This is a genomic window from Kitasatospora sp. NA04385 (assembly GCF_013364235.1).
Taxonomy (GTDB): Bacteria; Actinomycetota; Actinomycetes; order Streptomycetales; family Streptomycetaceae; genus Kitasatospora.
The window spans coordinates 2,778,277-2,799,852 of record NZ_CP054919.1 but is presented as its reverse complement, the minus strand read 5'-3'; the positions used below and the strand labels follow the sequence as shown (position 1 = coordinate 2,799,852).

Below are 21,576 nucleotides of genomic sequence, written 5' to 3'. Positions count from 1 at the left end.
GGGCCCCGGGCCTGCGGCAGCCGTTGACCTGCCGCGGGCCCGGGAGTCTTTGCGCGTCCGGGCACCTTCGCGCGTCCGGGAGCCTTCGCGCGTCCGGTGTGATGCGTCCGGTGTGATGCGTCCGGTGTGTGTCGGTGTCTTCGTCTTCGGCCTGCGCCGCGGGCCCGGCTAGCGCGACTGGTGCGCGTACGCGCGCTGCCGGGTGGCGGTCGGTTCGGGCTGGGCCGGCTGCCCGCCCCCGGCCGATCGGGCGGGCGGGGCGGCCGGTGCGACGCGCTGCGCCCGGCGGCGGGCGGCGGTGGGGGACAGCAGCACGGCGGACAGCGTCCCGAGCGCGACGGCGAAGGCGACCAGCACTGTGATCCGCCACACCCCCGACTCCCCGGACACGGCGAGCAGCGCCACCGCGGCGACCACCGCGACCAGCGTGCCGACGCCCAATTGCACGGCACTGAAACGGCTTCCGGACACCAGCGCGGAAGCCCGGGACGCGGTGACGGCACGGGACGGAACAACGGGGCGCGGCATGGCGGTCGACCCTTCGCGCGGAGGGAGCAGGAGCAGGGGAGCAGTAAGTACAGCCTAACCGCCGGGAGTTGACCTACTCCGGGGCACGGGGGGCGCACGGACTCACACCCCGGCAGCGCGCCGCCCCGTCCACCACCCCCGGCACCGCCCCCGTCCGCCCGCTACCGTGCCTACGGGGAAACGCACCGAACGCCACGGACACCACCCACGGACACCACCCAGGGGCCCCTCCCCGTCCCCGACCACCGGGAGCCGCCATGACCGTCCCCGCCGACTGGCCCGCCACCGCGGAGGCCGCCCGCGCCGAACAGGAACGCCTGCGCCCCCTGGTCGTCCCCGAGGGCCCCGAACCCCCGCGCCGCCCCGGCACGTTGATCGCCGGTGTCGACGTCGCCTACGACGACGAGCGCGACGTGGTCGCCGCCGCGGCCGTCCTCCTCGACTACGCCACCCTCGACGTCGTCGAACAGGCCACCGCCGTCGGCCGGGTCGCCTTCCCCTACCTCCCCGGCCTCCTCGCCTTCCGCGAACTCCCCGCCGTCCTCGACGCCCTCGCCCGCCTCACCCGCACCCCCGACCTCGTCGTCTGCGACGGCTACGGCCTCGCCCACCCCCGCCGCCTCGGCCTCGCCAGCCACCTCGGCGTCCACACCGGCCTTCCCACCCTCGGCATCGCCAAGAACCCCTTCACCTTCACCCACCGACCCCCCGGCGACCACCGCGGCGACTGGACCCCCCTCCTCGACGGCCCCGACCCCGTCGGCCGGGCCCTGCGCACCCGGCAGGGCGTCAAGCCCGTCTTCCTCTCCGTCGGCCACCGCATCGGCCTCGACGAAGCCACCGCCGTCACCCTCGCCCTCACCCCCTCCTACCGCCTCCCCGAAACCACCCGCCGAGCCGACGCCCTCTGCCGCCAGGCCCTCGCCGCCACCACCCCCGCCCGCTGATCCCACCCACGCCCACCAGGGGGCGTGTTGACCGCCCGTCGTATGTGTTAGACATAGAGGTTGGAGCCAACTTTCTTTCAGGCCCCAGACGGTCGAGCGGGCAGTCGCGCGGGGCGGCAGGTACGGGGGAGGTACGAGACACATGAGTACGAGCGGCAACGGCTTCGAGGTCGAGGTCGACAACCTGCGGGCGTTCGCGGCCCAAGTGCGCGGCTTGCTCAGCGAGTTCGAGGGCAGTGCTGCGGGTTCGGCGGTGTACGGCTCGAGCGGGGTCAGCTCGGCGGCGTTCGGTAGTTTCGCGGAGGCGCAGGACTTGTACAAGCGGTACGAGAACGTGCGTACCGAGCTGAGCAAAACCCTGACGGACATCCAGAAGGCCATCGATATCGCGCAGCAGAACGCGGACCACACTGCGGCGAACTACGAGGAGCACGAGCAGGACACCCGTCAGCGCATGACACTGGCGCATGACGGATGGGCCACCACCTGGAACCAGGCCGATCTGGACGCGAGCCAGAAGGCCGCGGCCACGCCGCCTAATCGTCCCGCGAACACGGCGAGGCCGCAGTGGTGACAGGGCGTAAGACCAAGGAAGCGGACAGGGGACGGGGTGTTGCACGATGAGGATGATGGATCAAGGCGGTGGTGGCGGCGGCACCGATTTCTCCGCGCACAGCCACGGCGAAATGGTCTCCATGGTCAATTCGATGGATTCCGGTTCGATCATGGCTGCCGCCGATCCCTGGCGTCGCGCCCATGAAACGCTGACTCGCATCCAGGCGTCGCTGAAAACTGCCACGGGTGACGCCACCAGCGCTTGGCAAGGCGATACCAGCGATGCCTTTCACTCGCACATGACCACGCTGGCCAACAACGTCAGTGTTCTGGCCGCGTACGCGGACAACACGGCCACCGCTTTGCAGTTGATGTCTGCGGCGGTCGACCAGGCCAAGGCTGACATGCCTGAAGTTCCTGGTTTCTGGGACAAGGTCGGCGACGGCATCAGCGATGCTGCAAAAGAGTCGGTCGGGATCGACGACGAGGATACTCGGCAGACCATTGTCGAGTCGCGGAAGCAAGAAGCAGTCGGTGTCATGCAACTGCTCGCCGCTAGATACACGGCGGCTGCCGGCCAGTTGAGGTCTCCCGGTGGGATCATCGATGACCAGAAGAAGGAACTGACCCCGCCGGACAACGGCGGATCGGCAGCTGTCATCGCAGCGATCGCTGGTATCGGTACCGGCATCTCGCAGTCCAGCGGGCGAGTGAGCGGCTCTTCCGGGTCGCAGACCTCGCTCAAGAGCTCGTCCAGCCGGACGCCGCAGACCCCGAAGATCCAGCCCACTGTGGTCCGCCCGACCGATGCGGGGATTTCGGGCGGTACGGCCAACGCCCTTCCCCAGCCGAAGGGCCCGGGCACGGGCATCGACGGCATCCAGGGTGGTGCCCAGGGCGGCGTTCGCGGTGGCACTGTGACGGCCGGTAGCCCCGGTGGTCTGCAGGGTCCGGCCGGTGGCGGCGGGAGCGGACTGGGCGGCGGAGGCGGCACCGGTGGTGGCCTGATCGGCCACGGCGGGGGAACCCTGGCCGGTGGTACCGGTCTTGGCGGTGGCCGTGTCGGCTTCAACGGCAACAGTGTTTCGAAGTCCGGAACGTTCGGTGCCAGTGGCCTGGGCGGCAGCGGTGCGGGCGCGGGCGGTACCGCGGCCGGCGGCGTCGGCGCCGGTGGGCGTGCCGGTGGCATGGGTGCCGGGGGCCTCGGCGGTGGCGCCGGTGCCGGCGGTGCCGGTGGCGGCGGCCTGAAGGGGCGCTCCGGCGGCGGTCTGACCGGCAGGGCCGGCGGTGTCGTCGGTGAGGCCGCGCAGGGCGGTGCCGGCGGGCGGGCGTTCTCCCAGGGCGGGTCCGGCATCGGCCGGAGCCGTTTCGGACAGCAGGGCGCGGCCGGTGGTGCCGGGCAGGCCGGTGGCGCGGGTCAGGCCGGTGCGGCCGGGCACGGTGCCGGAATGGCCGGTCACGGCCAGGGCAGCAAGCGGGCCAAGAAGGCCACGTCGGACCGTCCGGACTACCTGGTGGAGGACGAGGAGACCTGGGCCTCCGGCGGGAACGCCAATCCGAACGTGGTGGAATGACGTTCGGTCAGTAGAACAGTCGGACATTACCTGGCCGCCCTGCAGATCCGAGGGTCTGCGGGGCGGCCGCTCAACGAGGGGTGACGAGGCTTGACGACCAGTCGATCCGTGCGCGGTCTGGCCGTGCTCGCTGCCGGAGCCCTGCTGTGGGGTGTGAGCGCAGGTCCTGCTGCAGCGGACCAGGACCGCGAATCGCAGTGGGTGTTGAAGAACTACAGTCCGGCCGAGAAGGTCTGGCCCATCAGTCAGGGCGAGGGGGTGATTGTCGCCGTCATCGATACTGGCGTCAATGCCAATCACCCGGACCTTGCTGGGCAGGTCCTCCCGGGCATCGATTTCACCGGTTCCAGCGGGGACGGCCGGACTGACACCAACGGTCATGGCACTGGCATGGCCAGCAATATTGCCGGGCACGGGCACGGTGACAACGCGGGAGTGATCGGACTCGCGCCCAAGGCCAAGATCCTTCCGATCAGGATTCAGACCGATCAATTCACCAATGTGAACGATCAGTCGCATGACGCCGAAGCCATCCGATTCGCGGTCGATCACGGCGCCAAGGTCATCAACATGTCCTACTCCGGTGCTGATCCATATGCCAAGGGCTACAAGGAAGCGATCGCCTACGCAGTCCAGAAGGACGTTGTCCTCGTAGCGGGTTCTGGAAACAGCCCGGGATTCCCGATCGGCTATCCGGCGGGATCTCCGGGTGTGGTCGCGGTCTCGGGAGTCGGGGAGGACGGCGAGATCTGGTCGGATTCGACTACGGGGCCGCAGGTTACGCTCGCGGCTCCGGCCGACAACATTCACAGCGCGGGCCTCAACCAGGAGTACCGGACCGCCTCGGGTACCTCCGACGCGGCTTCTTTCGTTTCGGCGATTGCCGCGTTGGTGCGTTCGAAGTATCCGAGTCTTTCCGCGGGTCAGGTCATCAACCGGCTGACCAGCAGCGCCGTTCAGCCGGAGGGCAAGGGCCCGTTCCCGAACGACAAGTACGGCTACGGCATCGCGTCTCCGTCCAAGGCGCTGGCCCCCAACTCCGCGGTGGACAACGGGCCGAAGGAGAACCCGTTGTTGAAGCGGGCGGAGCCCAACGGGGGTACGACTGGCGCCTCCGCCGCGCCGTCCTCTCCCGCGTCGAAGCCGGCGTCGGACGGTGCCAAGTCGCCGTCGGCCGGGGGTGGTTCGGCGGCGCCGCAGGCGAGTGGTGACTCGGGGGGCAAGGACAGCAACAGCGGGATGCTGATTGCGATCGGTGGCGGTGTCGTCGCTGTGATCGTGGTCGTGTTGATCGTCGTCATGGTGCGCCGTTCCAAGAACGGCAACGGCGGTGGTGGTTCCGGCGGGTCCGGTGGTTCGGGTGGGCCGGGGGCGTCCGGTGGGCCCGGTGGGGCGGGGTACGGGTACCAGCAGGGGGTGCCGCAGTCGGCGGGGTATGGGTATCCGCAGGGGCAGCAGCAGGCGCCAGGGTATCCGCCGCAGCAGGGTGGGCAGCCGGGGTATCCGGTGCAGCCGCCGGCGGGTGGGAATCCGTACCAGAGCTGAGCTGGTCGGGAAGTGGGGACGGCCCTTCGCGGGGTTGCCGGGCTGGGGGAGCCGGTGGTTCTGCGGGGGCCGTTCCGCGTGTAGGGGGTGAGATGGGGGACACGCCCTCGGATGGGGGAGGGTGTTCGGGCGGGGTGGGGGTGGTGGGGTAGGAGATGGCGGAAGTGTGGTCGTCGATGCCCGGAGGTGGGTGCTGTGGTGCGGTGGAAGCGTGCGGTGGCGGGGTTGGCCGTGGTGGTGGCGGGAGTGGTGGGGGCGCCGGGGGCGGCGGTGGCCGAGGGGGTGCAGAACGAGCAGCAGCAGGTGGTGTGTTCGCAGCTGTTGGACGGGTTCCTGCCGGGGCTGGTGCCGACCTCCGCGCTGTGTGCGGTGACCGTGCCCGGGCAAGGCTGAGCCCGCCGGGGGGGGGGGGGGGGAACGTAGGGTTGGTCGGCATGGACGAGTGCTACGCGTGCGCCCGGGAGGGCGAGTTCGAGCGGTTGCCGGCGTACGAGCGGATCGCGGTGGACGAGCACTGGCGGGTGGTGCACGCGGTGGACTGCGCGCTGCCGGGGTGGCTGGTGCTGCTGCCCCGGCGGCACCTGGAGTCGGTGGCGGAGCTGACGGAGGCGGAGGCGGCGTCGCTGGGGGTGTGGCAGGTGCGGTTGGCGCGGGCGCTGGAGGCGGTGACGGGGTGCCGGAAGGCGTACGTCGCGCAGTTCGGGGAGGCGGCCGGGTTCGCGCACGTGCACTTCCACGTGGTGCCGCGCGGGGCCGACCTGCCGGTGGAGCTGCGGGGGCCCCGGGTGTTCGGGTTGCTGAAGGCGGGGGAGCGGGCGGTGCCGGCGGAGCGGATGGACGAGCTGGCCGGGAGGCTGGCGGCCGCGCTGGCGGGGTGAGCAGTGGCGGGGTGAGCGCTGGCGGGACGGGCGGTGGCGGGATCTCGATGGTCGGCGGCGGTCGTGCCGCTGGTGGGGCGGTCGGCGGGTCGGCCATCCTGGGGGGCATGATCACTCCTGACACCAAGGACTGGACCTGGGTCCTCGAACGTCCCTGCGCCGACTGCGGCCTGGACACCCCGGCGGTGGCCTTCGAGGCGGTGCCGGGCATGATCCGGGCCAACGCGGCGGCCTGGGTCGCCCTGCTGGACGGCGGCGGCGGCAGCAGCGGCGGCCGTGACGGTGACGGCGCCGGGACGGGGCTGCGCGAGCGTCCGGCGCCGGAGGTGTGGTCGCCGCTCGAGTACGCCTGCCACGTCCGGGACGTGTTCCGGCTGTTCGACGTGCGGCTGCGGCTGATGCTGGCCGAGGACGACCCGCTGTTCGCCAACTGGGACCAGGACGCCACCGCCGTCGAGGAGCGCTACGCGGAGCAGGACCCGGCCGTGGTGTCCGCCGAACTCGCTGCGGCGGCCGAGCAGTTGGCGCTCTCCTTCGGCTCGGTGTCGCCCGCCGCCCGGCAGCGCACCGGCAGCCGCAGCGACGGGGCCCGGTTCACCGTGGAGTCGTTCTCCCGCTACCTGATCCACGATCCGGTGCACCACCGCTACGACGTCACGGGGGAGCGGCACCGGGCGGGTTGAGCCGGATTCAGGGGTGGAGGGCGGGGTCGTCCTTCGCCAGGGTCCACGCGGGCAGGCCGTGCGGCCTGGCCTCGGCGAGCACCTCCTGCGGGCCGGTGCCGAGCCGGGCGGTGAGCAGGAAGCGGTGCGCGCTGCCGACCCGGCGCGGTTCGAAGGCGAGGTGGAGGAACGGCGCGGACGGGCCGGAGGCGGCCGCGAGACGCGCCAACTCGCCCTCCACGGTGCGCCACTCCTCGGCGGGAACGTACTGCCGCATGACCGAGTGCCAGACCACGGTCAGCGTGCCCGCGGCCGGTTCGACGCCGCGCAGGAACGCGGCCGCGCCGAGCGCGTCGACCGGGGCGGGCGTCTCGGCGGCGAGCGCGAGCGCGCCGTTCAGCCGCTGCACGCGCGGGAGTTGGTCCGCCCAGAGGTAGGAGCGCAGGGCCAGCGCGCCCTCGGCGGAGCGCGGGTCGATCGGGGCCGGGTCGCAGCCGCGCCGGTCCGTCACCCGCTGGAGCGGGGCGTCGCGCAGCCAGGCAGGCGGCTCGCCCCGCCAGGCGTCGGCGAGGACGACGGGGGAGTCCGCCGGGCCGTACGAGAAGCCCTCCGAGGTGCAGCGGAACCGGTCGGCGAGGAGGTTGAGGCCCGCGCTGGAGCCCAGTTCGCGCAGCCGCACCGGCAGGGGGCCGACGGGGGAGGCGAGTTCCCGCTGGGCCCAGGCGAGGCCGGTGAGCAGCAGGTTGGCCCGGCCGACCTCGTTGGTCTGCGGCGGGCGGGTCAGCCACTCGCGGACGAACGGCAGGTGGGCGGCGACCGCGGCGCGGAAGGCCGGCCAGGGGGCGTCCGGGTCGGCGGGGTCGAAGCGGCCGCCGACGCCGGGGTAGTGCGCGGCGAGGTCGGGGGCCAGGCCGGACAGCACCAGGGCGTGGACGGCGCCGAGCAGGCGCAGGGCGATGGCGTCCGGGCCGGGGGCGTCCTCGTGGCCCGCGATCGCCGCCGCGCACGGCCCGCCCGCGGCGAGGTCCCCGGCGGCCCGGCGCAGCAGCGCGGCGGACAGCGGGGAGCCCAACTCGGCGCAGGCGTCCGCCTGGTGGTGGAACATGGCCACGGCGTGGTCGAAAGGCATCGCGGATCTCCGTCCTCGGCGGCTGTGGCGGGCCGTGCCGGCTGTGGGCTGTGGGCTGTGGCGGCCGGGACCGGCCGTCCGGGCGGGGGCGCTTGGTCGGTGGGACGCCCGGTCGGTGGGGGTGCCCGGTCGGTGGGGGCGCCCGCGGGCCGGCCCGGCCGGGGCGGCCGTGATGCGGTGGGCCTCCTCCTTCACCGACATCCTTCGCCGACCGGAGGGGCCCGGGTAGTGCGCCACGCGTGATCTTGCTCACCGGTGCTTCGGGTGCGGCCGGTCCCGGCGGGAGCGCCCCGCTCGCGGGGGTGCGCCACGGGCGGGCGGGGCGCCGGTGGGGCGTGCGGCCAGGCCCGTACGCTCCCGAAAGCACCGGGGGCAGGCGCCGCGGGCCGGTCTCCGGTGGCGGTTCACCGGTCGGCGGAGCGCCTGCGGTGGGTCTGGCGGAGCTGGCTGGTGATGCTGGCGGTGTCGCCGCCCACCACGTCCGCGATCTCGGGGGTGGCCAGGCCGACCACGTAGTGCAGGATCGCCAGGTCCTCGTCGCCGTCCACGTCCGGCCGCAGGCCCTCGGCCCCGGCGGTGCCGTGCTGCTCGGTGACGGTGTCGCGCAGGATCTGCCAGGCCTCGGCGGCCGGATTCGGGCTCTCCAGGACGGTGGGCCACACCGAGGCGATCGCGTGCAGGGCGAGCCGGACCACCCGGTGGGCGGCGCCGGGCTCCTGGAACCAGACCCGGGCGTAGCTCTGGTAGCGGGGTTCGTGCAGCTCGCAGAAGGCGGCGAACTCGACGGACACGCGCGGAAGTTCGGTGGACCGATCAGCGGATGCCGAGTCTGCGGCCGGGACATGACGGTCAGTCACATCAGCTGCCTCTCGATCTGGGTCCGGACGGGGAGCGTCAGCGCTCACTCTAGGCCCTCGGGCGGCTGCTGTGGGTGACAAGTCTGCTGAGATGCCCGGAGCCGGACCCGATTCGGGCCGTTGTGTGACGGCACGTCAGCAAATGCCGCGCGCCGGGCGCAGTTGCGAGGGCATCGCACCTGGTCAGAGGTGGTACATCGACAGTGGCTGCAGGGGAGTTGGTGTGCCACTGTAAGCCCTATGGGTGAACGCTGGAACGGCGACGGGTCTCACCTCCAGGGGCGAATCCCGGGCCACGGGCATGACCACCATCACACACCGGACGGGCCGGACCGCCCCGGCCACGAGCCGCTCGACCACCACCACCCGCACGGCGGCACCGCCCCGGGAGCCGGGACCCCCACCACTCGTCGGCGTGCGGAACACCACCACGCGCCCCCCGCCGAAGAACACCACCGGCACGGCCACGGCCACGGCCACGGCCACGACCACGGCGATGACGACGGCCACGGCCACGGCCACGGCCGCCCGGGCCTGCGGCACCGCCTGGCGCACCTGCTGCGCCCGCACGCGCACGACGCCGCGGACCGGGTCGACGCGGCGATGGAGTCCTCCGCCGAGGGGCTGCGCACGCTCTGGGTCTCGCTGCTGGTGCTGGCCGTGACGGCCGCCGCGCAGGCGGTGATCGCGGCGCTGTCGGGCTCGGTGGCGCTGCTCGGCGACACCGTGCACAACGCCGCGGACGCGCTGACCGCCGTCCCGCTGGGCGTGGCGTTCCTGCTGGGGCGGCGGGCGGCGAACCGCGGCTACACGTACGGGTACGGGCGGGCCGAGGACCTGGCGGGCGTCGCGGTGGTGCTGGCGGTGGCGGCGTCCTCGCTGGTCGCGGGGTGGACGGCGGTGCAGCGGCTGCTGCACCCGGAGCCGGTGGGGCACCTGTGGGCGGTGGCCGGGGCGGCCCTCGCGGGGTGCCTCGGCAACGAGTGGGTGGCCCGCTACCGGATCGCCACCGGCCGCCGGATCGGCTCGGCGGCGCTGGTCGCCGACGGCCTGCACGCCCGCACCGACGGGCTGGCCTCGCTGGCGGTGCTGCTCGGCGCCGGCGGCGGCGCGCTGGGCTGGCGGTACGCGGACCCGGTGGTGGGGCTGCTGATCACGCTGGCCATCCTGGGCGTGCTGCGCGGCACGGTGCGCGAGGTGGGGCGGCGGCTGATGGACGCCGTCGACCCGGCGCTGCTGGACGCGGCGGAGCGCGGGCTCGCCGCCGTGGACGGGGTGCGCGGGGTCGGCGCGGTGCGGATGCGCTGGATCGGGCACGCGCTGCGCGCCGAGGCGGACGTGCTGGTCGACCGCACGCTGACGGTGGTGGCCGGGCACCAGGTGGCGGAGGCCGCCGAGCGGGCCCTGATCCGAGCCGTCCCCCGGCTGCTCGCCGCGACCGTGCACATCGACACCGTGCGCACCGACGCCGGGCACATCGACGCCACGCGCACCGGCGCCGGGCACATCGACGCCACGCGCACCGGCGCCGAGCGCACCGGCGGGGTCGGCCGGGCCCCGGCGGAGGCGGCCTGACCCCGTCCCGGGCCCGTCGGGGCCGCGGCGTACAGCTGACGTACCGTCAGAAGGCCCGCGAGCGGGGCTTTCAGGCCCGTTCGCGGGCTCCCGCAACTCCTGGGGCCCGCGGGGCCCCCGGGGCGCCACGAGGCCGCCCGGCGCCGTTCCGGTCCGCGCGCCCGCCGGGCCGCCCGCCGCCGGCCCGCCGACGGCTGCCGCGGCCCCGGCCGGTGCTCAGCGCTCGTGCGCCGCCCGCACCGTTCGGGCCCCGCCGGCCGCCCCGGCCGCCCGGTTCGCCGCCTCCGCGGCCGCCAGCGCCGCCGCGCTCGGCGGCGCGCACCGCGGCCGCCACGCTGTCGGGCTCGCGCCGGGTCTGCTCGGGGATGCCGGCGTCGCGGCGGTCGGTCCGGACGGTCGCCTCGCCGGCCTCGGCGCTCTCGCGGGCGGCCAGGTAGGCCTGCACCGCGGCGATGCCGTAGACCGGCTGGATGAGCTGGTGGCCCTTGAAGAAGGGCCGGGCGGGGGCGAATCCGGCAGCGGCCACGAGTTCGCGGATCTCGGTTATCTCCGCCTCGCTGCGGGCCGTGAAACGGACTTCCCAGCCTTTCTTGTACGCACGTCCGTCCTCCCCGCCTCGTCTGGCGGGATCCGGTTGGCGGACGTAGCCGGGCAGGCGGCCGAGCCGTAGTCGGGCGGCGCGCTGGGCTGATGTCTCGTCGCGGGGCATGTGCCCGATGGTAGGCAATTCGCGGTGGTGGCCGACGCCGGGGGGCGTGACGGTGGGTGTGTGATCGATCGCCGGTGGTCAGATCGCGCAGGTCGGCGGTTCGGACTCGACGGGATCGCAATGCTGTGTCGATCCGACGAGAACCGGATGTTGGAAAACAAGTCCGATCTATTACGACAACAGAGTGAACAGGCGGTACGCCGAATGGGTGAGGGTATGGTGACTTTAGTGCGGGCTAGTCCCGGTTTGACGACGGTTGGGTAACAGGTCGTCAGGTCGGGCGTCGGGTGTCAGGCGGTCGGGGGAACGTGGAGGTCATGAACCACCGCATCCCGCAGCAGCCCGTGTCCCTCGAAGAGCTCGCCCGCCGCCAGCAGAACGTGGTGACGGCCAGTCAGCTCCGCGCCCGCGGCGTCCCCGCCCGCATGGTGAGCGAGCACTGCCGCAGCGGGGGGCCCTGGCAGCGGCTGCTGCCACGGGTCTACCTGCTGCAGGAGAGCGCGCCGACGCCCGAGCAGCGGATGTGGGCCGCGCTGCTGTACGCGGCGCAGGACGGCCGGGCCGAGGCCGGGGCCCGCGAGGGCGCGGTGATCACCGGCGCGGCGGCGCTGGCGCTGTACGGGTTCGTGTCGGTGCCGCGGCTGCCCGCGGTGCTCGGGGTGGGGGTGCTGGTGCCCCGGCAGCGCCGGCTGCGCGACGCCGGGCAGGTGCGGATCCGGCGCACCGGACGGGAGTTGGAGGCCCGCTCGGTGCACGGGCTGGCGGTCGCCCCGGTGGCCCGGGCGGTGGCGGACGCGATCAGCGAGTGGACCGAGCCGGGCGGGTCCGGGTCCGGCGGGTCGGCCCGGGCCTGCTGCGGGCGCTGCTGCGCGAGGCGCTGGCCGGGCGCGGGGGCGGCTGCGCGGCGCGGGAGCTGCTGGCCGAGCTGGCCGAGGCGCGGCTGCTGGAGGTGCCCCGGGTGCGGGCGGCGGTGGACGAACTGCTGGCGGCCCGCCGGGACGCCGCGTCCGCCGAGCTGGCCGCCCTGGCGGCGGAGCTGGGGCTGCCGCTGCCGGTGGCCGGTCCGGAGCTGCGGATGCGCGGCGGCACCTACGTCGCGGTGCCGGACCTGTACTGGCCGGAAGCGGCGGTGGCGGTGGAGGTCGACTCCGAGCTGCGCTGCGTCAGCGAGGGCGAGGCGGCCTGGGTGCGCGGCGGCCAGCACCGGATGGAGTACCTGGGCGTGCGGGTGGTGTACGTCTCCTCGTCCCGGCTCGCCGCCGAGCGGGAGGCGGTCGGCGGCGAGCTGGCCGAGGCGTACCGGCTCGGCGGGGAGGACGTGGTGGAGCTGCGGATCACCGGGCAGTGAAGCCGGGCGGTGCAGCCGGGCGGGCCGGTCGCCGGGCCGGTCGGCGGTCAGCCGCGGACGATCGGGGTGCCGGTCAACTCGACGCCCGCGGCCCGCAGTTCGTCCAGCGCGGTGGCGGTGGTGGCGGGGGCGACCCCGGCCGTCAGGTCGAGCAGGACGCGGGTGGCGAAGCCCTCGCGGGCGGCGTCCAGGGCGGTGGCGCGGACGCAGTGGTCGGTGGCGATGCCGACCACGTCGACGTCGGTGACGCCGCGCTCGTTCAGCCAGTCGGTGAGCGTGCCGCCGTGCTCGTCGAAGCCCTCGAAGCCGCTGTAGGCGGCGGCGTGCGCGCCCTTGGAGAAGACCGCCTCGACCGCGCCGGAGGTCACCGAGGGGGCGAAGTTGGGGTGGAAGCCCACGCCCTCGGTGCCGGCCACGCAGTGCGCGGGCCAGGAGCGGACGTAGTCGGGCTCGGCGGCGAAGTGCGGGCCGGGGTCGATGTGGTGGTCGCGGGTGGCGACGATGTGGGCGTAGCCGGGGGCGGATTCGGCGATCAGGTCGGTGATCGCGGCCGCGACCTCGGCCCCGCCGGCGACGGGAAGGCTGCCGCCCTCGCAGAAGTCGTTCTGCACGTCGACGACGATCAGGGCCCGGTGCATGGCTGGCTCTTCTCTCGTGGGTTCGTTGGGAGCCGGGGCGCGGTCCGAAGCCGGGGGGTCTCGGTCGCGGTGGCGTCAGGGCGGCCCGGGCGGGCCCGGGCGGTACAGCGGTTGGCACTCTAGGCAGTGCCGGGGCGGGCGCGGAAGTACCGGCGGGCAAAGCCCGGGAGCGCAGGCGGGCGAAGCCCGGGAGGACCGGCGGGCCCGCCGGTCCGGCTCCGGTTCAGCCGGCGTACCGCTCGGTGGCGATCACCGGCTCGCCGCGGGAGAGCTGGGTGGCCGACAGCGGCAGCGCGGCGCGGGCCCGGCGGTGGCGCTCGCGGGCGGCCTCCAGCGGTTCGCGGCCGACCACCCGGCCGTCGGTGATCAGCGGGACGTGCAGCAGGTGCGGTTCCAGCTCGGCGGGGACGGGGCCGGTGCCGACCACCTCGGCCTCGGCGACGCCGTCCCGGTCGGGGCGGCGGGCGGCCCACTTGCGGCCGCCGACGCTGCTCTTGCCGCCGGCCGAGCGCTTGGCGACCGGCACCAGCTCGCCGCCGGGCACCGACTCGCGGGCGACCAGCTTGTAGACCATCGCGCAGGTCGGGTGGCCGCTGCCGGTGACCAGGCTGGTGCCGACGCCGTAGCCGTCGACCGGGGCGGCGGCCAGCGCGGCGATGGCGTACTCGTCCAGGTCGGAGGTGACGATGATCTTCGTGCCGGTGGCGCCGAGCTCGTCGAGCTGGCGGCGCACCCGGTGGGCCAGCAGGGTCAGGTCGCCGGAGTCGATCCGGACGGCGCCCAGCTGCGGTCCGGCCACCTCGACGGCGGTGCGGACCGCCTCGCCGAGGTCGTAGGTGTCCACCAGCAGGGTGGTGTCGCGGCCCATCGAGTCGATCTGGGCGGTGAAGGCGTCCCGCTCGCTGTCGTGCAGCAGGGTGAAGGCGTGCGCGGCGGTGCCGGTGGTCGGGATGCCGTGGGTGAAGCCCGCCTCCAGGTCCGAGGTGGCGGCGAAGCCGGCCAGGTAGGCGGCCCGGGCGGCGGCGACCGCGGACTGCTCGTGGGCCCGTCGGGCGCCCATCTCGATCACCGGGCGGTCGCCCGCGGCGGCGGTCATCCGGGAGGCCGCGGCGGCGATCGCCGAGTCGTGGTTGAGGATCGACAGGATGACCGTCTCCAGGATCACCGCCTCGGCGAAGCTGCCCTCGACGGTGAGCAGCGGCGAGCCGGGGAAGTACGCCTCGCCCTCGGGGTAGCCGTGCACGCTGCCGCCGAAGCGGTAGTCGGCGAGGAAGCGCAGGGTCGGCTCGTCCACCACCCGCTGGTCGGCCAGCCAGTCGAGCTGCGGCGTGGTGAAGCGGAAGTCCTCGATGGCGTCCAGCACCCGGCCGGTGCCGGCCAGCACGCCGTAGCGGCGGCCGTCGGGCAGGCGGCGGGTGAAGACCTCGAAGACCGAGCGGCGGTGGGCGGCGCCGCTGCGCAGCGCGGCCTGCAGCATGGTCAGCTCGTAGCGGTCGGTGAGCAGCGCGGAGCTGCGGTGCGCGGTGATGGCGTCCATGGGGATGATGCTACTACCACTTAGCGTCAGAGTGACGATTTCTCTCGCGGGGTCCGTGTCGGGGCACCCTGATTCGCTCCGGAGTCCCTCGGATGGAAGCATGGGACGGGGGGAAGCCGAGGTCGACGAGGAGAGACGGACTGTGAGTGTCGCGCCGGTGGAGATCGAGCGCCCGGAGGTGGAGGGGGTTCCGGTCGCGGAACCGGACACGCCGTGGGTGACCATCGTCCACAACGACCCGGTCAACCTGATGAGCTACGTCCAGCACGTCTTCCAGAGCTACTTCGGCTACCCGAAGGACAAGGCGCGCCGACTGATGATGGACGTGCACCAGAAGGGGCGCGCGGTGGTCTCCAGCGGCACCCGCGAGGAGATGGAGCGCGACGTGCAGGCGATGCACGGCTACGGCCTGTGGGCCACCCTGCAGCACGACTGACGGCCCGTCACCCACCATCCACGAGGGACTGATTCCACACACATGGCCGGTTTGTTCGAGAGTGCGGGCAACGGCGGCGCGGCGATCGCGCTGGACGAGTTCGAGGCGTCCATCCTGCGCTCGCTGGAAGTGCAGATGCTGGAGCTGATCGGGCCGCCGCCCGGCGGGGAGAGCGACGACCCGCTGGCCGCGCTGTTCGCCGAGGGCCCGAGCGAGGCCCCCGGCGACCCGGCGCTGCTGCGGCTGTTCCCCGACGCGTACGGTGGCCCGGGCGCCCCCGAGGACCCGCGGACCGCCGAGCGCTCCGCCGAGTTCCGCCGCTACACAGAGCTGGACCTGCGGGCCCGCAAGCGCGAGGACGCGCTGTCGGTGGTCCGGGCGCTGGACGGGCTGGGCGGCGCGGGCGGGGTGCTGGAGGTCAAGCCGGCCGAGTTCCCGCACTGGCTGGGCGCGTTGAACGACCTGCGGCTGACCCTGGGCACCCGGCTGGAGGTCACCGAGGAGGACGAGGAGGGCCTGTACCGGCTGCCCGACTCCGACCCGCGCAAGCCGCTGGTGATCGCCTACCTGTGGCTGGGCGCGCTGCAGGAGAGCCTGCTGGAGGCGATGGCGGGCTGATCGCCCGCCCCGCTTCCCTCCTATGGTCCGATTCATCGCCCGGCGCCCGGATATGAGCCGATCCGGGGCTTTCACGTGGTTCACTGCTGCCTCCCCGGGAAGACGGGGGCCGCCGGCCGCCCGGTCGGCGCGGACCCGGAGGAGAGGCGCGCGGATGACCCAGCAGGTGACGGACGAGGCGGCCCGGCCGGTCCCCGAGGAGGAGGGCTACCAGCGCGGCCTCGGCGGCCGGCAGATCCAGATGATCGCGATCGGCGGCGCGATCGGCACCGGCCTGTTCCTCGGCGCCGGCACCGCCATCTCCAAGGCCGGCCCCAGCCTGGTCCTCAGCTACGCGGTGGCCGGCGCGGTGATCTTCATGATCATGCGGGCGCTCGGCGAACTGCTCACCTACCGCCCGGTGGCGGGCAGCTTCGCCGAGTACGCCCGGGAGTTCCTCGGCCCGTTCGCGGGCTTCGTCACCGGCTGGACGTACTGGCTGTTCTGGGTGGTCACCGGCATGGCCGAGACCACCGCCGCCGCCGTCTACGTCCGCTTCTGGGAGCCCGGCATCCCGCAGTGGACCACCGCGCTGGCCTTCCTGCTGGTGCTGTACGCCGCCAACCTGATCTCGGTGAAGCTGTTCGGCGAGATCGAGTTCTGGTTCTCGATGGTCAAGGTCACCGCCATCCTCGGGATGATCCTGATCGGCATCGGCGTGCTCACCCTGGGCTTCTCGGACGCCGGGGACACCGCCTCGGTCACCCACCTGTGGCAGGACGGCGGCTTCTTCCCCCGGGGCGTCGGCTCCACCGTGATGACGCTGCAGATCGTCATGTTCGCCTACCTCGGCGTGGAACTGGTCGGCGTCACCGCGGGCGAGAGCGAGGACCCGCAGAAGACCCTGCCGCGCGCCATCAACACCCTGCCGCTGCGGATCGCGCTGTTCTACGTCGGCGCCCTGGTGGTCATCCTGTCGCTGGTGCCGTGGACCGAGTTCCAGCCCGGCGTCAGCCCGTTCGTCGCCGCGTTCGGGAAGATCGGCATCCCGGCGGCCGCCGGGATCATCAACTTCGTGGTGCTCACCGCCGCGCTCTCCTCCTGCAACTCCGGGATGTACTCCACCGGCCGGATGCTGCGCGACCTGGCCCTGCGCCGACAGGCCCCCGGCCGGCTCACCAGGCTCAACGCCCGCCGCACCCCGGCCACCGCGATCACCGTCTCCTGCCTGCTGATGGGCGCCGGCGTGGTGCTCAACTACTGCGTCCCGGAACGGGCGTTCCAGTACATCACCTCGATCGCCACCGTCTGCGGCCTGTGGACCTGGGGCGTCATCCTGGCCAGCCAGCTCCGCTACCGCGCCGCCTGGACCTCCGGCCGGCTGCCCGCGCCCTCCTTTCGCGCCCCCGGCGGCAACTGGAGCCGCTGGCTGGCGCTGGCCTTCCTCGCCCTGGTCGCCGTCCTGATCGCGCTCGACCCGGACGCCCGGATCTCGCTGTACGTCTTCCCCGGCTGGGCGCTGTGCCTGGCCGTCGGCTACGCGGTGCTGCGCCGCCGCGACCCGGCCGCCCTGCAGGGCGGACCGGAGGCCCGGCTCCGCGCGCAGGACGGCGCCTGACGCCTCGCTATCCTGGCCGCATGCTGACCATCACCCGAGAACTGCGCGACCGGATCGTCGCCCACGCCCGCGCCGACCACCCGGACGAGGCGTGCGGCGTGATCGCCGGACCGGCCGGCACCGGGCGCCCCGAGCGGTTCATCCCGATGCTCAACGCGGCCCGCTCGCCCACCTTCTACGAGTTCGACTCCGGCGACCTGTTCAAGCTCTACCGCGAGATGGACGACCTCGACGAGGAGCCGGTGGTGATCTACCACTCGCACACCGCCACCGAGGCCTACCCGTCCCGCACCGACGTGAGCTACGCCTCCGAGCCGTTCGCGCACTACGTGCTGGTCTCCACCGCCGAGGGCACCGCCGAGGAGGACCCCTACCAGTTCCGTTCGTTCCGCATCGTGGACGGCGTGATCACGGAGGAAGACGTGGAGGTGGTCGAGGCGTACGCCGCCTGACCCCGCCCGCCCGGCGACGGGCCGGCCCGCCCCGCGCCCGTGCGGCGGTCCGGCCCGTTTTCTCATGCCTCGGAACGCTGCCGCCCGGATGTCGAGACAAGCATGTCAAAGCGGGGTCGGGAATCTATACGATGAGTCCATGCGTTCCGTCGATGTGAGCAATCAGGCCCCAGGCACCCGCCTCGTGGCGCGCCTGCACGTCGACCTGTGCCGGCTCGCCAGCGCGATCTGTCCCGGCACCGCCGCGCGCTGACCGCCGCCGGCAGGGCCGACCGGCCAGCCGTGCAGACCGCCCGCCCCGTCGCCCCGGGGCCCTCCCCCCTGCCGCGCCCCGCCCGGCCCGGCAACCCGAACTCACTCCACAGGAGCGCAGCCATGGCCATCGAGGTCCGCATCCCGACCATCCTCCGTACCTACACCGACGGCGCCAAGGCCGTCGACGGCAACGGCGCCAACCTCGGGGAGCTCTTCACCGACCTCGACTCCCGCCACCCCGGCATCGCCGCCCGGCTGCTGGACGGCGGCGAGCTGCGCCGCTTCGTCAACGTCTACCTGAACGACGAGGACGTCCGCTTCCTGGACGGCATCACCACCGCCGTCGCCGACGGCGACAGCGTCACCATCCTCCCGGCCGTGGCCGGCGGTATGAAGTAATGCGCTACGACAGCCCGATCGAGGCCATCGGCAACACGCCCCTGGTGCGGTTGCCGAGGCTCTCGGCCGGCGTCCCCGGGAACGAGGACGGCCGGGTCACGCTCTGGGCCAAGCTGGAGGACCGCAACCCGACCGGCTCGATCAAGGACCGCCCGGCGCTGCGCATGATCGAGCGCGCCGAGGCGGAGGGCCGGCTCACCCCCGGCTGCACCGTCCTGGAGCCCACCAGCGGCAACACCGGCATCTCGCTCGCCATGGCGGCCAAGCTCAAGGGCTACCGGATGGTCTGCGTGATGCCGGAGAACACCAGCGAGGAGCGCCGCGAGCTGCTCCGGATGTGGGGCGCGGAGATCATCTCCTCGCCCGCCGCCGGCGGCTCCAACACCGCGGTGCGGATCGCCAAGGAGATCGCCGCCGAGCACCCCGACTGGGTGATGCTCTACCAGTACGGCAACCCGGACAACGCGGGCGCGCACTACGCCACCACCGGCCCGGAGATCCTCGCGGACCTGCCCACCATCACCCACTTCGTGGCGGGCCTGGGCACCACCGGCACCCTGATGGGCATCGGCCGCTACCTGCGCGAGAAGGTCCCGGGCGTGCAGATCGTCGCCGCCGAGCCCCGCTACGACGACCTGGTCTACGGCCTGCGCAACCTCGACGAGGGCTTCGTCCCCGAGCTGTACGACGCCGAGGTGCTCACCACCCGCTTCTCGGTCGGCTCGGCCGACGCGGTCACCCGCACCCGTGAACTCCTCCAGCAGGAGGGCATCTTCGCGGGCGTCTCCACCGGCGCGGTCGCACACGCGGCGATCGGCGTGGCCCGCAAGGCCGCCAAGGCCGGCGAGCGGGCGGACGTGGTGTTCGTGGTCGCCGACGGCGGCTGGAAGTACCTGTCCACCGGCATCTACACCGCCGAGACCACCGAGGCGGCGGTCGAGGCGCTGCAGGGCCAGCTCTGGGCCTGAGCACCGGCGGCACGACCACGGCGCGGCACCCCACCCGGGGGCCGCGCCGTCCGTTCGTCCGATCATCCGCCCACTGTGACATCGCGGTATTTGTCCGTTCCGGATGACCGGTTCGTCACGGAACGGCCACCGCGCCGGTCGCGCCCCGGCCCCCGCCGGGCGCCCCGCCAGGCTGGCGGCGCACCACTGGTACGCCGTCACCTTGGGAGGTGGGCGCGATGCCCGGCCCGGAGCTCTGGTCCTACGTCGAGATCGGCCTGCACATCCGCGTGCAGACCGAGACCGTGCGCAGCTACAAGCGGCACGGACTGCTGCCCCCGCCCGACCGGGTGGACGCCGGAGGCCACCCCCGCTGGTACCCGGAGACGATCCGGGCCTGGGCGCTGGCCCGCCCCGGCCACCGTTAGCACGGCGTTCGAAGGCCCCCGCCCCGTCCTGGTGATTCCGCCCACAGCCCGGCACGGGAGAGGGGGCAAAGTGCCGACCGGCCCTTACCCTCGACAGTCAAAGCACCGACGGAGTCGAAGAACCCCGCCCCGCCCCACCGGCGGCGCGGACGGCCGCGGACGATGGCCCGACGGGGCGGGAAGGGCTCGGCATGAAACTGACCGTGGTGGGGTGCTCGGGGAGCTTCCCGTCCGTGGACTCCCCGTGCTCCAGCTACCTGGTGGAGCACGACGGCTACCGCCTGGTCGTCGACCTCGGCAACGGCGCGCTCGGCGCGCTGCAGAAGTACGCCGGCCTGTACGACGTGGACGCCGTCCTGCTCAGCCACCTGCACGCCGACCACTGCGTCGACCTGTGCGCGTACTGGGTGGCCCGCAACTACCGGGTCGAGGGCTGCCCCGACCCGCTGCCCGTGCACGGCCCGAGCGGCACCGCCGAGCGGCTCGCCCGGGCCTACGACATGCCGGAGAAACCCGGCATGACCGAGGTGTTCGACTTCCGCGACCTCACCGACGGCGCCCGGCTCGCGCTCGGCCCGTTCACCGTCACCGCCGCCCGGGTCAACCACCTGGACTGCGAGGCGTACGGCTTCCGGATCGAGGCCGGCGGCCGCAGCCTGGTCTACTCCGGGGACACCGGCGTCTGCTCCGACCTGGTCGAACTCGCCCGCGGCGCCGACCTGTTCCTGTGCGAGGCGGCCTACACGGACGGCAAGGAGACCTTCGACTCCATCCACCTCAACGGCACCCAGGCCGGCGAGCACGCCGCCGCCGCCGGGGCGGCCCGGCTGGTGCTCACCCACATCCCCCCGTGGACCGACGCCGAGCGCAACCGCCGGGACGCCGCCGCCGCCTTCCCCGGCCCGGTCGAACTGGCCCGGGCCGGAGCCGTCTACGAGCTCTGAACCGGCGTCAGCCAGTGCCGGTAGCGGGCGTCCGCGCCGCTCACCGCGGCCCGGTACGCCTCGCCCAGCTTCTTGGTCAACTCGCCCTCCGCGGAGGGTAGTTCGCGGTTGTCCAGGGAGGCCACCGGCACCACCCCGGCGGCCGTCCCGGAGACGAACACCTCGTCGGCCGCGTACAGGTCCGAACGCAGCAGGTCCTCCACCCGCACCTCCACGCCCAGGTCCCGGGCCAGCGTCAGCAGGGTGTCCTGGGTGATGCCCTCCAGGGCGCCCGCGCTGCCCGGCGGCGTGCGCAGCACCCCGTCGCGGACCGTGAACACGTTCTCCGAACTGCACTCGCTGACCGTGCCGTCCGGGGCCAGCAGCAGCGCCTCGTCGAACCCCGCGTCGCTCGCCTCCCGCCGGGCCAGCGCCGAGTTGAGGTACGGGCCGGTGGCCTTCGCCGCCGGGGGGACGGAGTTGGGGTCGGTGCGCCGCCAGCTGCTGGTCATCAGCCGCAGCCCGCGCTCCGCCGCCAGGTAGGCCGGCCACTCCCAGGAGGCGATCGACACGCTGGTGGGGGAGTGCCGCATGTCCAGCCCCATCGAGCCGTAGCCCAGGAACGCCAGGTGCCGCAGGTAGCACGAGCGGTGGCCGTTCGCCGCCACCAGGGCGAGCGTCGCCGCGGACAACTCCTCCCGGCTGTACGGGAGTTCGATTCTCAGCATGCGGGCACTGCGCTCCAGCCGGGCCAGATGCTCGTCCAGCCGGAACACCGCCGGGCCGTCGGCCGTCTCGAACACCCGGGTGCCCTCCAGCACCCCGGTGCCGTAGTGCAGCGCGTGCGTCAGCACGTGGACGCGGGCCTCCTGCCAGGGCACCAGCGCGCCGTCGAACCAGATCACGGAAGACTCGGGAATCGCCATGGCGACCATCCTGGAGACCGCGGCCCGCCGGGCGAAGGCCCCCGGCCGCGCCGGATCAGGCCATGGCCGACACCGGAGCGCCCGTCTCGCATGCTGAAAACCGCCCGGCGTCC

At 73.6% G+C, this 21,576-nt stretch carries 26 protein-coding genes and 1 pseudogene; 19 read left to right on the top strand and 8 right to left on the bottom strand.

Translation table 11 applies throughout. The annotated features are described in order from the left end of the window. Positions 1 to 168: 168 nt before the first annotated feature. Complete coding sequence (locus HUT16_RS12240; RefSeq protein ID WP_176188168.1) at positions 169 to 441, bottom strand: hypothetical protein; 273 nt, start codon at positions 439 to 441, stop codon at positions 169 to 171. Between the two features lie 344 nt (positions 442 to 785). On the opposite strand from HUT16_RS12240, the gene HUT16_RS12235 reads away from it, so the two are divergent. The 7 genes from HUT16_RS12235 (at position 786) to HUT16_RS12205 (ending at position 6,710) form a co-directional block, all read left to right on the top strand. Further along, on the top strand, positions 786 to 1,475 hold the full coding sequence (locus HUT16_RS12235; RefSeq protein WP_176188166.1) for an endonuclease V: 690 nt from the start codon (positions 786 to 788) through the stop codon (positions 1,473 to 1,475). A gap of 142 nt (positions 1,476 to 1,617) precedes the next feature. Next, on the top strand, positions 1,618 to 2,049 hold the full coding sequence (locus HUT16_RS12230) for a hypothetical protein (protein ID WP_176188164.1): 432 nt from the start codon (positions 1,618 to 1,620) through the stop codon (positions 2,047 to 2,049). 46 nt (positions 2,050 to 2,095) lie between these two features. Next, complete coding sequence (locus tag HUT16_RS39220) at positions 2,096 to 3,604, top strand: WXG100 family type VII secretion target (protein WP_176188162.1); 1,509 nt, start codon at positions 2,096 to 2,098, stop codon at positions 3,602 to 3,604. Positions 3,605 to 3,712: 108 nt separating this feature from the next. Continuing rightward, a complete protein-coding gene (gene mycP, locus HUT16_RS12220; protein WP_176188160.1) occupies positions 3,713 to 5,149 on the top strand; it encodes a type VII secretion-associated serine protease mycosin in 1,437 nt (478 codons plus the stop codon). 198 nt (positions 5,150 to 5,347) lie between these two features. After that, complete coding sequence (locus HUT16_RS12215; RefSeq protein ID WP_217712054.1) at positions 5,348 to 5,542, top strand: hypothetical protein; 195 nt, start codon at positions 5,348 to 5,350, stop codon at positions 5,540 to 5,542. Between the two features lie 41 nt (positions 5,543 to 5,583). Then, the gene (locus tag HUT16_RS12210) at positions 5,584 to 6,027 is read left to right on the top strand and encodes an HIT family protein (protein ID WP_176188156.1); all 444 of its coding nucleotides are present in this window, start codon (positions 5,584 to 5,586) and stop codon (positions 6,025 to 6,027) included. 107 nt (positions 6,028 to 6,134) lie between these two features. Then, complete coding sequence (locus HUT16_RS12205; RefSeq protein ID WP_176188154.1) at positions 6,135 to 6,710, top strand: DinB family protein; 576 nt, start codon at positions 6,135 to 6,137, stop codon at positions 6,708 to 6,710. 7 nt (positions 6,711 to 6,717) lie between these two features. Here the strand turns inward: HUT16_RS12205 and HUT16_RS12200 are convergent, their stop codons facing one another. Continuing rightward, positions 6,718 to 7,818: a DUF2332 domain-containing protein gene (locus HUT16_RS12200; protein ID WP_176188152.1), complete on the bottom strand. Its 1,101-nt coding sequence runs from the start codon at positions 7,816 to 7,818 to the stop codon at positions 6,718 to 6,720. A 404-nt stretch (positions 7,819 to 8,222) separates the two neighbouring features. Continuing rightward, entirely contained in the window at positions 8,223 to 8,609 is a 387-nt protein-coding gene (locus HUT16_RS12195; protein WP_176188150.1) for a hypothetical protein, read from the bottom strand. A 306-nt stretch (positions 8,610 to 8,915) separates the two neighbouring features. Between HUT16_RS12195 and HUT16_RS12190 the strand changes: the two genes are divergently transcribed. Further along, positions 8,916 to 10,250, top strand: coding sequence for a cation diffusion facilitator family transporter (locus tag HUT16_RS12190; protein WP_254897776.1), 1,335 nt, complete (start codon positions 8,916 to 8,918; stop codon positions 10,248 to 10,250). 70 nt (positions 10,251 to 10,320) lie between these two features. Here HUT16_RS12190 and HUT16_RS12185 read toward each other — a convergent pair whose 3' ends face one another. Then, complete coding sequence (locus HUT16_RS12185) at positions 10,321 to 10,776, bottom strand: hypothetical protein (protein WP_176188148.1); 456 nt, start codon at positions 10,774 to 10,776, stop codon at positions 10,321 to 10,323. A 500-nt stretch (positions 10,777 to 11,276) separates the two neighbouring features. On the opposite strand from HUT16_RS12185, the pseudogene HUT16_RS39720 reads away from it, so the two are divergent. Further along, a pseudogene (locus HUT16_RS39720) lies at positions 11,277 to 11,399 on the top strand (type IV toxin-antitoxin system AbiEi family antitoxin domain-containing protein); the annotation flags it as partial. 41 nt (positions 11,400 to 11,440) lie between these two features. On the opposite strand, the gene HUT16_RS12180 reads toward HUT16_RS39720, so the two are convergent. Continuing rightward, positions 11,441 to 11,683, bottom strand: coding sequence for a hypothetical protein (locus tag HUT16_RS12180; RefSeq protein ID WP_176188146.1), 243 nt, complete (start codon positions 11,681 to 11,683; stop codon positions 11,441 to 11,443). A gap of 81 nt (positions 11,684 to 11,764) precedes the next feature. Between HUT16_RS12180 and HUT16_RS12175 the strand changes: the two genes are divergently transcribed. Beyond that, positions 11,765 to 12,307, top strand: coding sequence for a hypothetical protein (locus tag HUT16_RS12175; RefSeq protein ID WP_176188144.1), 543 nt, complete (start codon positions 11,765 to 11,767; stop codon positions 12,305 to 12,307). Positions 12,308 to 12,354: 47 nt separating this feature from the next. Here HUT16_RS12175 and HUT16_RS12170 read toward each other — a convergent pair whose 3' ends face one another. Together HUT16_RS12170 and HUT16_RS12165 are read right to left on the bottom strand one after the other, a co-directional pair. Next, complete coding sequence (locus tag HUT16_RS12170) at positions 12,355 to 12,945, bottom strand: isochorismatase family protein (RefSeq protein WP_176188142.1); 591 nt, start codon at positions 12,943 to 12,945, stop codon at positions 12,355 to 12,357. A gap of 223 nt (positions 12,946 to 13,168) precedes the next feature. Beyond that, positions 13,169 to 14,482 carry a nicotinate phosphoribosyltransferase gene (locus HUT16_RS12165; protein ID WP_176188140.1) on the bottom strand — a complete coding sequence of 438 codons (1,314 nt, stop codon included), beginning with the start codon at positions 14,480 to 14,482 and terminating at the stop codon, positions 13,169 to 13,171. 142 nt (positions 14,483 to 14,624) lie between these two features. Between HUT16_RS12165 and clpS the strand changes: the two genes are divergently transcribed. The 9 genes from clpS (at position 14,625) to HUT16_RS12125 (ending at position 20,558) form a co-directional block, all read left to right on the top strand. Continuing rightward, entirely contained in the window at positions 14,625 to 14,918 is a 294-nt protein-coding gene (clpS, locus tag HUT16_RS12160) for an ATP-dependent Clp protease adapter ClpS (RefSeq protein WP_176188138.1), read from the top strand. A 42-nt stretch (positions 14,919 to 14,960) separates the two neighbouring features. Beyond that, complete coding sequence (locus tag HUT16_RS12155; RefSeq protein ID WP_176188136.1) at positions 14,961 to 15,536, top strand: DUF2017 domain-containing protein; 576 nt, start codon at positions 14,961 to 14,963, stop codon at positions 15,534 to 15,536. 154 nt (positions 15,537 to 15,690) lie between these two features. Continuing rightward, complete coding sequence (locus HUT16_RS12150; protein ID WP_176188134.1) at positions 15,691 to 17,133, top strand: amino acid permease; 1,443 nt, start codon at positions 15,691 to 15,693, stop codon at positions 17,131 to 17,133. Between the two features lie 20 nt (positions 17,134 to 17,153). Next, positions 17,154 to 17,585: a Mov34/MPN/PAD-1 family protein gene (locus tag HUT16_RS12145; protein WP_176188132.1), complete on the top strand. Its 432-nt coding sequence runs from the start codon at positions 17,154 to 17,156 to the stop codon at positions 17,583 to 17,585. Between the two features lie 139 nt (positions 17,586 to 17,724). Beyond that, the gene (locus HUT16_RS39715; protein WP_310794779.1) at positions 17,725 to 17,838 is read left to right on the top strand and encodes a putative leader peptide; all 114 of its coding nucleotides are present in this window, start codon (positions 17,725 to 17,727) and stop codon (positions 17,836 to 17,838) included. A gap of 122 nt (positions 17,839 to 17,960) precedes the next feature. Then, complete coding sequence (locus HUT16_RS12140; RefSeq protein WP_176188130.1) at positions 17,961 to 18,239, top strand: MoaD/ThiS family protein; 279 nt, start codon at positions 17,961 to 17,963, stop codon at positions 18,237 to 18,239. Further along, positions 18,239 to 19,207 carry a PLP-dependent cysteine synthase family protein gene (locus HUT16_RS12135; protein WP_033215780.1) on the top strand — a complete coding sequence of 323 codons (969 nt, stop codon included), beginning with the start codon at positions 18,239 to 18,241 and terminating at the stop codon, positions 19,205 to 19,207. Before HUT16_RS12140 ends, HUT16_RS12135 begins: the two co-directional genes overlap by 1 nt. Before the next feature lie 218 nt (positions 19,208 to 19,425). Continuing rightward, entirely contained in the window at positions 19,426 to 19,614 is a 189-nt protein-coding gene (locus tag HUT16_RS12130; RefSeq protein WP_176188128.1) for a MarR family transcriptional regulator, read from the top strand. Positions 19,615 to 19,805: 191 nt separating this feature from the next. Continuing rightward, complete coding sequence (locus tag HUT16_RS12125; RefSeq protein WP_176188126.1) at positions 19,806 to 20,558, top strand: MBL fold metallo-hydrolase; 753 nt, start codon at positions 19,806 to 19,808, stop codon at positions 20,556 to 20,558. Here HUT16_RS12125 and HUT16_RS12120 read toward each other — a convergent pair. Continuing rightward, a complete protein-coding gene (locus HUT16_RS12120) occupies positions 20,546 to 21,463 on the bottom strand; it encodes a branched-chain amino acid transaminase (RefSeq protein ID WP_176188124.1) in 918 nt (305 codons plus the stop codon). The two genes, HUT16_RS12125 and HUT16_RS12120, sit on opposite strands and share 13 nt — an antisense overlap. Positions 21,464 to 21,576 lie beyond the last annotated feature (113 nt).